Consider the following 12165-nt stretch of genomic DNA (forward strand, 5'->3'; position numbering starts at 1 on the left):
GATATCCGCGAGATCTATAGGAAGATATCTGCCCGTCTGCTAGCGTCCCCCTCGAGCCGCCTCATCGACGGCTCGGAAGGGGAAGGCATGGACACCAAGAGGATGGTGTGGCGAGCGGTTGTCGGGGCGGCCCTGACGACGACGCTCATCGGGGGATCGGCGATCGTGGCCGGAGCGGCAGAGGAGGGTTCGGCCGAGCCGATCGCCGCGCCCGCGTCCACCACGGCGTACGAGGTCGGAGCCGCGGAGGAGCGAGCCGACCGCGTCAGGGCGCACGCGGTCCGGGCGGCCGAGGCCGCGGCATCCGCCGAAGCGCCGCCGACCATGGTGGTCGCGGCGTCGACCGAGCAGGGCTCCGATACGGCGGCGGTGGGCGCGCAGAAGGACGACCACGCGTGGCAGGCCGGGCTCGCCCGCTGCCAGGACTGGCAGCTGGTCATGGACTACCGGGAGCGGCCGGATCTCTCGACCCCGGAATCGATCGGGTTCGAGTTGGTCTTCGCGAACGCGGCATCCCAGCCCTGCTCATTCGACGGGTGGCTCGGGCTGGTCGCCGAGGACGCGGACGGCGCTCGCCTGACCTGGGCGCTGGCGTCCGGGTCGACGAGCGAGCGCGTGGTGCTGCCCCCGAACGGCGGGCAGGCCGTCGCCGAGGGCACCGCGCTCCAGCCGGCCGTGCTCGGATGCACCGCAGCGACGTCCGACCGCCTGCGGGCCTACATCACCTCGGACGGGGCCGGCGACGGCGTCGTCGCCGACGCGCAGGTGCCGGTCTGCATCGACGGGTCGTTCACGCTCTCGCTCGGGCCACTGCAGCCGTTCCACGGTGCACCGATCGAGGTGGACGAGGTCACTCCGCCCGAGGAGCCGACGCCGCTCCCGGCCAAGTGCCAGGACGAGCAGCTGAGCCTCGAGTACCTGGTGCGCCCGGACCTGTCGGTCGACGGGGCCACCGGATTCGAGTTGGTGTTCACCAACGTCACGGAGACCCCGTGCGCGATGTGGGGCTGGCCCGGTCTCGTCGTCGAGTCCGCCGACGGAACCCGCATCGGCTCGTCGTGGACGACCGGTGAGATGAGCGATCCGTTCGTCCTCGCACTCGGCGACGTGGCGATCGTGCTCGGCACGGCGCCCGACCCCGCCGCATGGGGGTGCGAGGCGATCACCGCGGACCACCTGCGCGCCTACGTCACGTCGGACGGTGCTGGACCCGGTGTCGTCGGCGCCGCGCCGATCCCGGTCTGCGCGGACGGGTCGAGCGTGCTCGAGATCGGGCCGCTCACCGCGGCGTGACACCCGGTCGCACCAGCGACGGCAGGGCGGCCGGGGATCCTCCCCGGCCGCCCTGCGACGCGTACGCGGCGCAGTCTCGATCGCGACGTCCGCGGCGTCATCCTCGCGACGCGCGGCTCGACGATGAGCTCCCGGCGTCGCTCCGGTCACGAGACATCCCGCTCGTACTCGCGGGTGTCGACGGCGGCGCCGGCGCGCTGAGATTCTCCCGCGATCGGACGCGGCGCCGGGCGCGCCAGCCGCAGCCGCTGGTGGCATCGAGACGGACGCACGATCGCGTCGGCCGAGGCGGCCGACGCGATCGAGAGACAGCGCTACTTGCGACGAGTGGCGTCGGCCACTTCGCTGCTGGCGCGGTTGGCGACCTTCGCCTTCTTGTCGGCTCGCTTCTCCTTGAGCGTCTTCGAGGCGGCGGTCTTGCTGGACGATTTCTTCGGTGACTTGTCTGACACGGGTGACGTCCTCTGATCGGGAGCCTGGGCGGCCCCGTAGTCGTCACCCTAGTGCCGGTCGCTGTGAGCACGTGCACGAGGGCACGGCGAATGCGGGCGTCTCACGCGGCCATGGCCTTGCGCAACTCGAACCGCGCCCGGCCACCGAGACGGGGCACCTGCCCGGGGTCGATGTGCGGTGGTGGAATGAACCACACCTCGTTCGGGCCGGGCCGGATCTGCCAGCCGTCGCGGTGGATCATGTGGTGGCAGTAGCTGCAGAGCATCACGCCATTCGAGAGATCGGTCGGGCCGGTATCTCGTTCCCACCAGTCGATGTGGTGGGCTTCGACGTAGCCGATGTTCTGCCCGCAGGAGGCGCAGCCGCCGTCGCGCTCGCCGAGGGCGAGCCTTTGGGCCTTCGTGAAGAGCCGGGCTGCGCGGCCGAGGTCGAGCGGGAGGCTCTCGCCGCCGAGCACGGCGGGCACCAGTTCGGCGTCGGCGGCCATGCGGCGGGCCGTCGCTGCGGAGATCGGTTGGTCGACGCCGTCGATGCGTGCGTGCCCGAGACCGTCGACGAGCGCGTCGAGGTCGACCCGCACGACGACCGTGGTCTTCGCGAGCGGCACCACCGTCTGGGTGCAGCCCACCGTGTGACGGGCGAGTGCGGCGAGTGCGTCGGCCCGGATCTGCGGAATCGATCGTCGGTCGTCGACGACGGGCGCAGGCTCGCCGGGCCGGCGTCGGCGCAGGGCGTCGCTGACGAGGGCGTCGATCGCCGCTTTCACCGGGGCCGCGCTCTCGGGGTCGAGGCGGGCATGCAGGTGCACCATGCCGTGGTGGTCTTCGCGCATCGTCAGCGAGCGCTCCATCCGGAGTTCGTCTTCGCGGGGCTCCACCCCGTCGGGATCGAGCCGCGCCTCGGCCTCCCGCACGCCGCGGATGAGGGTCTCGAGCGGCACCCGCGCGGCCAGCTCGACGAGGGCGTGCTCCACGAGCTCCGCCCGGCTCGGATCGGCGCGCGCCGAGGCCCGGTCGAGCATGGTCGTGATGGCCGATGCCGCTTCGATGCTCACGGCCCCCGACGCCACGGCTGCGGCGAGGTGCGGATGCCGCGAGGGCATCCGCTCACCGCTGAAGGTCTGCCGCTCGGCGGTCGCGGTGCCGACGGCGATGAGCCGCTGGGCGTCGGCCCGCGACCCGCCGGTGGCTGCGGCGATGAGCCGCACCGGATTGTGGAAGCCCTGCGCCTTCGCGAGCCCGATCTCGCCGAACTCGGGCCCGGATCGCTTCGCCACCTCGGCGGCGGCCGTCGCGAACACGGCATCGAGGTCGCGCCGCGCCCGGGCGATCGTTTCGACGACCTGCACGAGCCCGGCATCGCTCATCTGCTCCGCCTCGAGCTGCGCCGACCCGTGCATCGCGCCCCACGCCGGCATCGCGCCGACCCAGGCATCGCGAAGCGACGCCAGATCGCGCTCGAGCGCGGCCAGGGCACGCGACGCCGGCGCCGCATGCGGCGTGGTTCGCGTGGGCTGCTCCATGACTCCATCCTGCAGGTACCCACCGACATCCGCCGCGCCTTGGAAATCGCAGCCGATCAGGGATTCTACCTGTGGATAGATCGCCTCGGTCCCCGGCTGTGGAGGAGAAGTCAGCGGGGCCCGACATCGTCAGCCGCAGCGTGACGAGTGCTGTCCCGGCATCAACTGTCGCCCGCAAGCCGCGCGGCGAGCACCACGGCGCGCGCCAGCTGCACGCTCCGCGCCTGGCCCGCCGCGAAGCGCAGCAGGCCGAACGGCGCGCGCAGGTCGAGTTCGTCGACGATGCGGGAGCCCGCGGCATCCGGGGTGATCGTGTACCGATACCTCATGCGCACCCAGCCCGGGCTGCGCACGTCGCCGCCCACGACGAGCGCGGCAGGGTCGCGGTGGTCGCGCCGAAGGGTCACCCGGATCGGGTTGTCGAGGTGGCGCCCGAATGGCAGCGGGAAGCGCTCGATCGCGGTGTAGTGCGTGACGCCGTCGGCGTTGGCGACGTCGCGGATCTCGACGACGAGCGGTGAGAGGCCGAGGTAGCTCTGCGGCTCGGCGAGGTACGCGGCGATCGCACCGGGATCGGCGGCGATGCCGAACTCGTGACGGATGCGGCGGCGGGGCATGCGGGTCCTCTCGACGGCACCACCGTAGTGGGCGGGGCCCGGCGCAGGCGTGGAGCAGCTGGATCAACGACTGGAATGCGGATGGCAGCACGGCCGTCCGCCCGCGTGGCGCTGCCTGCGCGCCCACGGATGGCGGGATATCGCGCGCACTCGGCAGCCGCGCGCCCGCCGCTGTCGGTGCCGGCCGCCAGAATGAGCTGGTGACTCGACGTGGCCTCATCCTCTTCGCTGCGCTCGGCATCGCGTGGGGCATCCCCTACCTGTTCATCAAGGTCGCGGTGAGCGAGCTGGATCCCGCCATGGTGGTCCTCGGCCGCTCGGCACTCGCGGCGATCCTGCTGCTGCCGCTCGCGTTCTTCCGTCGCGAGGTCGCCGCGGTGGTGCGGCGGTGGAAGCCGATGCTCGCCTACACCGTCGTCGAGATCATCCTTCCGTGGTACTTCCTCACGTCGGCCGAGCAGCGGCTGCCGTCGTCGACCGCCGGCCTGCTGCTCGCCACGGTGCCCCTCGCCGGCGTGGCCATCGCCTTCGCAATGGGTCGCCCCGAGCGGCTCTCCCGCATGAACTGGCTCGGCATCGCGCTCGGCATGCTCGGCGTCGCCGCCCTCGTCGGCCTCGACATCGGCGGGTCCGACCTCATCGCCGTCGCGCAGATGGCGGTCGTCGTCGTGGGGTACGCCCTGGGTCCGGCGATCCTCGCGCGGTGGATGCCCGACCTCCCCGGTGTCGGCGTGGTCGCCGTCTCGCTCGCAGCCACCGCCGTCGTGTACGTCCCGTTCGTGCTCTTCACCGGCGCGTGGCCCACCTCGATGCCGTCGGCAGCGGTCATCGTGGCGGTGATCGTGCTCGCGGTGGTCTGCAGCGCGCTCGCGTTCCTGCTCATGCTGGGCCTCATCGCTGAGATCGGGCCCGTCAAGGCCACCACGATCACCTACGTCAACCCTGCCGTGGCGATCATCGCCGGCGTCGCGGTGCTCGGCGAGCGCGTCACGATCTGGACGATCGTCGGCTTCGTGCTCGTGCTCGCCGGCTCCTACCTCGTCACGCGAAAGCGACAGGACGCGGGGGTGCCCGCAGCTGCCGGTGCCGAGGCCGCGCCGGCCGAGCAGGCGACGGTCGAGCAGCCGCGGTAGCGCCGCGATTCAGTGCCGCGACGCGAAGAACCCCCGCTCGCGGGGTATCGGCCTACTGGGCGTCGTCCATGCCCGTGGCGTGCACGGATGCCCCGTGGCATCCGGCCGGCATCCGGCGAGAGCGGTTGGCGGGCGCCTGGCTCGGCCCTTCGCCCGCCGCCGCCTGGGTCGGCCCGCCCCCGCCGCCGCTCGGCGGCTGCTGCCAGCGGCCTGCCGTCGCCGCCTGCTGCCGCCCGCCGCCGCTCGGCGGCACCTCGCGATGAGAGGGCGACCGGGGATCTTCCCCGGCCGCCCTGCCACAGATGTCGCAGCGCCTACCCGCCCGCGAGGCTCAGTACGAGCCGAACCGACAGCGCGACGACCGACACCAGCCCGATGACGCCGACCACGTTCTGCCACCACCGGTTCCGCATCTCGCCCATGAGGCTCCGGCGGTTCGCCATGACGATGATGAGCACCGCGAGGAGCGGGGCGACCAGCACGGTGAGCGCCTGCGCGATCACGATGAGCTGCACGGGCGCCTGCTGGAAGATCAGGGCGACGATCACGCCGAAGGCGAGGATGGTGGCGCTCACGATCTTCGCCGTCTTCGAGCCCGACGAGGCCCCGCGTCCGAGGCCATCCGAGAGCATGGTGCCGCCGGCGGTCGCGTTGGCGATCATCGACGAGAAGGCCGCGCCGAAGAACCCGAGCGCGAACAGCGTGGACCCGACCGGGCCGGCGAGCGGTTCGAAGATGCCGGCCAGGGCGACGATGGTCGCCGCGGTCTCGCCGGTCGATCCGAGCACGGCGGCGGCGACGATGATGACGAGTGAGGTCATGATGCCGGGGGCGACGATGCCCGGGATGGTGTCGACGATCGTGACATCGCGGTACTGCTCCTCGGTGCGGCCCCGCTCCTTGGTGCCGTACGACGTGTAGAAGGCCGCGTTGACGCTGAAGTTCGTGCCGACGAGGGCGACGATCAGCAGCCACGCGCCATCCGGTGCGGTCGGGATGAGGCCGGACGCGGCTTCTGCCCAGTCGGGGTTCGCGATGAACGCGCTGAGGATGAAGGCGACCGACATCGCTGCGATCGCGACGACGAGCACCTTCTCGATCACTCGGTAGACGTTCCGGAAGAGCAGCAGCGCGGCGACCGCGACGGTGCAGATGACGGTCCACATGATGGGCGCCCCGCCGAACAGCATCGAGAGGCCGAGCCCCGAACCGACCGCGTTGCCGACCGAGAACATCAGGGTGATGAGGAACACGCCGATGCCGGCCAGCACGCCGACGGGCTTGCCGAGGTGGTCCTTGATCGAGGCGATGAGCGAGACGGGCGACTTGATGCCGAGCCGCACGCTCATGTCGGTGAGGAAGATCATGAGGATCGTCGAGACGACGATGACCCAGATGAGCGTGTACTGGTAGCCGCTGCCGGCCTGTACGGCGGTGGTCAGGTTGCCGGGGCCGAACTGCCAGGCGCCGGCGACGAAGGCCGGGCCGATCAGCGCGAGCTGCTGCCAGAACGTTCGGCGCCGTCCGCTCGATTCGACGATGGCGCGCATCGACTCGGTCGAGACGCGGCCGTATCCGGTGCCCGGCGTGGTGGAGGTGTGGCGGGTCTTGGTGCGCTCACTCATGGCGAGCCTCCTTCTTCGGAGTGCGGCGTCCTGCCGCTCAGTCGTCATTGACTCGGGATGCCGCACTTCGACGGCGCCGATCCTACGCCTCGTCGGCGGGATCGGTGAGGTGGGTGGAGATCGGTGGGGTAGGGCTGGGACGGGTGCGGCGGGGGCCGGATGTCGCCGGCCCCCGCCGAACGGGTCAGACCGTGACGGCGACCTTCTCGAGCCCGGCCGACGCGAAGGCCGCGGCGATCTCGGCGTCCGCGCCATCCGGAAGCGGCAGCAGCGGGGTGCGCACCGTCGCGTGGTCGAGGATGCCGCGGTGCACGAGGCCCCACTTGAGGGCGACGGTGCCCTCCATGTGCGAGCCGCGGTGGTACACGTTCTTCGTGACGGGCAGCAGGCGCTCGTGGATGGCGTGGGCGCGCGGGTAGTCCTGCGCCTTGCCGGCCTCGATGAGCTCGATGAGCGCTTCGGGCGCGATGTTGCCGTAACCGACGAGCAGGCCGTCGACGTCGAACATGGTCGGCAGCAGGTACTCGTCGTGGCACGAGAGGATCTGCAGCTCGGGATAGGCGGCGCGGAGGGCCGGGATCTCGGTGTACCACCGGCGCATGTTGCGCACGCCGTTCTTGGTCGCGAACACGCCCTCCTGGCCGGCGATCTCGAGCTGGGTGTCGAGGTCGTAGGTGGCCTTGGTGTTGTCGGGGTACTGGAACAGGATCGACGGCAGGCCGCTGGTCTCGTAGATCTCGCGGTAGCGGCTCTGCGGGGCGCCCTGCTGGTAGCCGAATCGCAGCCAGCCGTGCGAGGGGTAGACGAGCCCGGCGGCGGCGCCGGCCTCGCGTGCGCGCTGGGCCTCGAGGGCCGCGACCTTGTTGCCCTCTCCGGTGATGCCGGCGATGACGGGCACGCGACCGTCGGTCGAGTCGACGAACGCGCGGATCACGTCGAGCTGCTCGTCGATCGTCAGGAAGGTGCCCTCTCCGGCGTGGCCGAGCACGACGAGGCTCTTGACGCCCTCGATCGAACCGAGCCATGAGCCCAGGCGCTGGATGGCGGCGAAGTCGATGTCGCCGTCGGTGGTGAACGGGGTCACGGGGGCGGGGTTCAGTCCGCGGAGGTCGAGTGCCATCGTTCGTCTCCTTGTCTTTCTCTTCGTCGAGACCCGCTGGATGAAAACGTTATCGGGAACGATTGCGGGAACGTTTGCAAGTATGCTCGATGAGGTGAGCGGATGTCAACACCTGATTCCGGATGCCGCGTGCCACGCGCCGCGCCGGGCCCGATCGCGTCGTGCGCTCGCCCGTAGACTCGCGAGGGCAGGAGGTGGGCGGTGGAGCGCACGCACGCGGGTGGTCCCGTGACGCTGAAGGATGTCGCGCAGGCGTCGGGCGTCAGCATCTCGACCGTCAGTCGCATCCTCGACGACCGCACCCCGGCCTCCCGGAGCGAGACCGCGCAGCGCGTCCGCCGCATCGCCGAGGAGCTCGGCTACCGCCGCAACCTCTTCGCCTCGAGCCTGCGCCGTGGGGCCACGGCGACGATCGGGGTGCTCGTGCCCCGGTTGACCGACACGGTGATGGCGCTCATGTTCCAGGCCATCGAGCAGGCCGCCAGCCGCCGCGGCTACTTCGCCGTCGTCGCGACGTGCGGCGACGACCCCGCCGACGAGCGGCGCGCCACCGAGACGCTGCTCGACCGCAACGTCGACGGCGTGATCCTCGCGACCGCGCGCCTCGACGACGAGCTCCCGGCGTCACTGCGAGCACGCGACATCCCGCACGTGCTCGCCCTGCGCACCGACCGCATCAGTCCGTCGTCGCTCGGCGACGACGAGACCGGGGGATACCTGGCGACGCGGCACCTGATCGACCTCGGGCATCGTGACATCGCGATGGTGACCGGGCCGTGGTTCACATCGAGCGCGCGCGACCGCCGCGCCGGCGCCGAGCGCGCGCTGCGCGAGGCGGGGCTCGCGGTCGACGATTCGCGCATGCTCTCGGTCGGCTACGGCATCGACGACGGCGTCGAGGCCGGTGCTCGCCTACTGGATCGCGCCGACCGCCCGACGGCCGTCTTCGCCGCCAACGACAACCTCGCGGTGGGCGTCCTCACGGCGGCGAGCGGTCTCGGGCTGCGCATCGGCGCCGACCTGTCGATCGTCGGCTACAACGACATCCCGCTGGTCTCGCGGCTGCCCGTGCCGCTCAGCTCCGTCCGGACGCCCTTCGAGCAGATCGCCTCGACGGCGCTCGAGCTGCTGCTGTCGCCGAGCGCGGGCGGCGGCGACATCCGGATGGCGCTGCCGACGCTCATTCCGCGCGCGTCGACGGCGCCGCCGGCGCGCTGAGGCTCCTCCGCGGTCGGCTTCGCGCTGCGAAGCCCTAGGCGGCGACGAACGCCGTCTCGGTGAGCCGCTCGGAGATCTCCCAGATCCGCGCCGCGTCCCGCGTGCTGCGCAGCGGCGGGTAGAGCCGCTGCTCGGTGGGCGCGCCGCCGAGTCGGCCGGGCCCGCGCGGCCCGTAGAACTCGCCGCCCTCTGCGGCGGGGTCGGTCGCGGCCATGAGCGCCGGGAACTTCGCGGTCTCGACGGTGCCGACCAGGATGCCGCGAGCCGAGAGCGAGCGGATCAGCCGGATCGCCCGAGTGTCCTCGTCGCGGTCGAGTTCGGGGCGGGCGGCGAGGAGGCTCGTCGGGGCCACCCCGGGGTGCGAGAGGGTGCTCGTGATGCCCCATCCACCGGCCCGGCTGCGACGGTCGAGCTCGAGGCCGAACAGCCCGAACGCGATCTTGGACTGCACGTACGCGCGCTGCCCGTGGTAGCTGCGTTCCCAGTTCAGGTCGTCCCAGTTCACCTTGCCGCGACGCGCGGCGATGCTGACCTGCGACGTCACGCGCGCATCACCCGCCTGCAGGAGGGGCAGGAGGCGTGCCACCAAGGCGAAGTGGCCGAGATGGTTGGTGCCGAACTGCAGCTCGAAGCCGTCTGCGGTGACCTGCCGGTCGGGCGGCGTCATCACGCCGGCGTTGTTGATGAGCAGGTGGATCGGCTCTCCCTCGTCGCGGAGCGTGTCACCGAGGGCGGCGACCGAGTCCAGTGACGACAGGTCCAGGCTGCGCAGTGAGACCCGGGCGGCGGGCACGCGCTGGCGGATGCGCGCGATCGCGGTCTCGCCCTTTCGCGGATTGCGGACGGGCAGGATCACCTCGGCGCCCGCGGCCGCGAGCCGCTCGGCGATGCCCAGGCCCAGTCCGTCGCTCGCGCCGGTGACGAGCGCGCGCCGTCCGGTCAGGTCGGGGATGTCGATGTCGATCGGTCGTCGTGGCATTGGTCGTCTCCTGCCTGTGGGTGAGTCCACGGTCGCGCGACCCAGCGGACTCATCCAGTGACTCCCGATCCGCGGCTCGCGAGGCCCCCTTCGGCCGCAGGGTGGGATGCGCGATCCGTGGTTACCGCCGGGCCGGGGCGGTAGAAACGAAGCAGCACTGCGAGATGAGGGCGAACCATGATCGATCGCGCCGGGTTGGCCGAGTTCCTCCGCAACCGTCGTGAGGCGCTGCAGCCGGAGGATGTCGGCCTGCCGCGTGGAAGCCGCAGGCGGACCAACGGGCTGCGTCGCGAGGAGGTCGCGATGTTGTGCCACATGTCGACCGACTACTACTCCCGATTGGAACGTGAACGCGGGCCGCAGCCGTCGAGCCAGATGCTCGCGGCGATGGCGCTGGGGCTGCACCTCTCGCTCGACGAACGCGACCACCTCTTCCGCCTCGCGGGCCAGAACCCGCCCGCCCGCGGAGGTGCCGGCACCCACATCAGCCCCGGCCTGCTGCGCATCCTCGACCGCCTGGATGACACGCCCGCCGAGATCGTCACCGAGCTGGGTGAGACGCTGCGGCAGACCCCTATGGGCGTGGCGCTCACGGGCGACACGACGAAGTACACGGGCGCTGCCCGCAGCGCGGGCTACCGGTGGTTCACCGATCCCACCGCGCGCGACCGCTACGCGCCAGAGGAGCACGCGTTCCTCACCCGGATGTACGCGTCAGGTCTTCGGGAGATCGTCACGCTCCGTGGCCCGGATTCCCGCGCCGCGGAACTCGCCGACCTGCTTCTTGCACAGAGCGAGGAGTTCCGGCGCGTGTGGGATGAGCACGAGATCGGAATCCGTCCTCATGACGTCAAGCACTTCATCCATCCGGAGGTCGGTGCCCTCGAACTGACGTGCCAGCGGCTGGTCGATCCCGATCAAACGCACTCGCTGCTCGTCTACACGGCCATCCCCGGCAGCGAGAGCCACGAGAAGCTGAGTCTGCTGGCCGTCATCGGCGCACAGGCGCTCGGCTGACGGGCTACTCGGTCGACCCGGCATCCGCTCCGCCGCTCCGGCTGCGTCCTCGGCGGTGGTATTGACGGCATGCGCTCGTCGGGCCATCGTGAGCGCATGGGTCGCCTCGTACGAGTGCTCTCGATCGACGGCGGGGGCATCAGGGGATACATTCCGGCGCTGGTGCTCGCCGAAGTGGAACGCCGCGCGGGAGTCCCGGCCTCTGAGCTGTTCGATCTCGCGGTGGGCACGTCCACGGGCGCGATCATCTCCATCGGCCTCGGTGCCGGCCTGACCGCGTCCGAGCTCGCCGAGTTCTACCCGCGGTACGGATCGAGGATCTTCCGGCCGGGACCCGACCGGCCGACCGGCCGCGACTCACCCGTCGCCGAGCGGATGGACCGGGCCGCCCGAGCGGTCCGCGCTCCCTTCGGCGGGAATCCGGCGTTGGGCGGAAACGCTCGACACGACCCCTCCGGGCTGGAGGCGGTGTTGCGCGGAGTATTCGGGGAACGCACGATCTCGGAGGCGGCGATCGAAGTGGCCGTGACCAGCTTCGATGCCGAGGCGAATCGCCCGGTCGTGATCAGTCGCCGCGATGCGCGCGACGACCCCAGCTGCGACATGATGCTGTGGGAAGCTGCCCGCGCGACATCCGCGGCTCCGACCTATTTCCCGCCGTTCGTGCGTGAGTGGGCGGGACGACGGTGCCGCTTGGTCGACGGGGGCGTGTGGGCGAACAATCCCGCGGGCGTCGCACTGGCCGAATCCGTGCCGCTCACCGCCGCACGAGGTCTGTCGGGGCAGTCCGTGGTCATGGTGTCGATCGGCACGGGCGTCGCAACGACGAAGGGAGTCTTCGGGTTCACCGACCCCTGGATCGCCTCCGCCCGGGATTTCGTCACGGTGGCGACCGGGACGGTCGCCGGGCACACCTTGGCCATGCGTGCGCTGTCGCCCGCCCGGGTGACCCGACTGCAGGTCGAGGACGACCGTGTCGCGGGCAGGATGGATGATCCTTCCGCCGGGCGACTCTCCGTGCTGCACGCTGCCGCGACCGAGCTGCTCGCCCGCAGCAACACCGCCATCGACGCGGTGCTCGGGCAGCTCTCTCCTCGAGCTGGGTAAGGCCTGCACGGAACCTCGATCGGCGAGGTCGAGCTCGATGCGCTGGCGACGTGGATCCGCGTACGGTCGCATCCGCTCACA

Annotated in this window: 11 protein-coding genes; 5 read left to right on the forward strand and 6 right to left on the reverse strand. The window is 71.3% G+C overall.

Translation table 11 applies throughout. From position 1 onward, the window contains the following. Nucleotides 1–87: 87 nt before the first annotated feature. A complete protein-coding gene (locus tag ACULK2_RS04140; RefSeq protein WP_445968833.1) occupies nucleotides 88–1293 on the forward strand; it encodes a hypothetical protein in 1206 nt (401 codons plus the stop codon). A gap of 314 nt (nucleotides 1294–1607) precedes the next feature. Here the strand turns inward: ACULK2_RS04140 and ACULK2_RS04145 are convergent, their stop codons facing one another. The 3 genes from ACULK2_RS04145 to ACULK2_RS04155 form a co-directional block, all read right to left on the reverse strand. Then, nucleotides 1608–1745, reverse strand: a complete 138-nt coding sequence (locus ACULK2_RS04145; RefSeq protein ID WP_445968832.1) for a hypothetical protein — start codon at nucleotides 1743–1745, stop codon at nucleotides 1608–1610. Nucleotides 1746–1846: 101 nt separating this feature from the next. Next, entirely contained in the window at nucleotides 1847–3268 is a 1422-nt protein-coding gene (locus tag ACULK2_RS04150; RefSeq protein ID WP_445968831.1) for an HNH endonuclease signature motif containing protein, read from the reverse strand. Nucleotides 3269–3429: 161 nt separating this feature from the next. Then, nucleotides 3430–3885 (reverse strand): SRPBCC family protein, encoded by a 456-nt coding sequence (locus ACULK2_RS04155; RefSeq protein WP_445968830.1) that lies wholly within the window; start codon nucleotides 3883–3885, stop codon nucleotides 3430–3432. Nucleotides 3886–4085: 200 nt separating this feature from the next. Here ACULK2_RS04155 and ACULK2_RS04160 point away from each other — a divergent pair, with 200 nt between their 5' ends. Then, nucleotides 4086–5018 (forward strand): DMT family transporter, encoded by a 933-nt coding sequence (locus tag ACULK2_RS04160; RefSeq protein WP_445968829.1) that lies wholly within the window; start codon nucleotides 4086–4088, stop codon nucleotides 5016–5018. Between the two features lie 314 nt (nucleotides 5019–5332). Here the strand turns inward: ACULK2_RS04160 and ACULK2_RS04165 are convergent, their stop codons facing one another. Together ACULK2_RS04165 and ACULK2_RS04170 are read right to left on the reverse strand one after the other, a co-directional pair. Next, nucleotides 5333–6643, reverse strand: a complete 1311-nt coding sequence (locus ACULK2_RS04165; RefSeq protein WP_445968828.1) for an Nramp family divalent metal transporter — start codon at nucleotides 6641–6643, stop codon at nucleotides 5333–5335. Nucleotides 6644–6827: 184 nt separating this feature from the next. Beyond that, on the reverse strand, nucleotides 6828–7763 hold the full coding sequence (locus ACULK2_RS04170; RefSeq protein ID WP_445968827.1) for a dihydrodipicolinate synthase family protein: 936 nt from the start codon (nucleotides 7761–7763) through the stop codon (nucleotides 6828–6830). Between the two features lie 201 nt (nucleotides 7764–7964). Between ACULK2_RS04170 and ACULK2_RS04175 the strand changes: the two genes are divergently transcribed. Next, a complete protein-coding gene (locus ACULK2_RS04175; protein WP_445968826.1) occupies nucleotides 7965–8981 on the forward strand; it encodes a LacI family DNA-binding transcriptional regulator in 1017 nt (338 codons plus the stop codon). Between the two features lie 34 nt (nucleotides 8982–9015). Here ACULK2_RS04175 and ACULK2_RS04180 read toward each other — a convergent pair whose 3' ends face one another. Beyond that, on the reverse strand, nucleotides 9016–9960 hold the full coding sequence (locus tag ACULK2_RS04180; protein WP_445968825.1) for an SDR family oxidoreductase: 945 nt from the start codon (nucleotides 9958–9960) through the stop codon (nucleotides 9016–9018). A 177-nt stretch (nucleotides 9961–10137) separates the two neighbouring features. Between ACULK2_RS04180 and ACULK2_RS04185 the strand changes: the two genes are divergently transcribed. Both ACULK2_RS04185 and ACULK2_RS04190 read left to right on the forward strand, forming a co-directional pair. Further along, the gene (locus ACULK2_RS04185) at nucleotides 10138–10977 is read left to right on the forward strand and encodes a helix-turn-helix transcriptional regulator (RefSeq protein ID WP_445968824.1); all 840 of its coding nucleotides are present in this window, start codon (nucleotides 10138–10140) and stop codon (nucleotides 10975–10977) included. 114 nt (nucleotides 10978–11091) lie between these two features. Next, nucleotides 11092–12084 carry a patatin-like phospholipase family protein gene (locus ACULK2_RS04190; protein WP_445968823.1) on the forward strand — a complete coding sequence of 331 codons (993 nt, stop codon included), beginning with the start codon at nucleotides 11092–11094 and terminating at the stop codon, nucleotides 12082–12084. Nucleotides 12085–12165: the final 81 nt, after the last annotated feature.

Source organism: Agromyces molybdatiresistens (assembly GCF_052748445.2).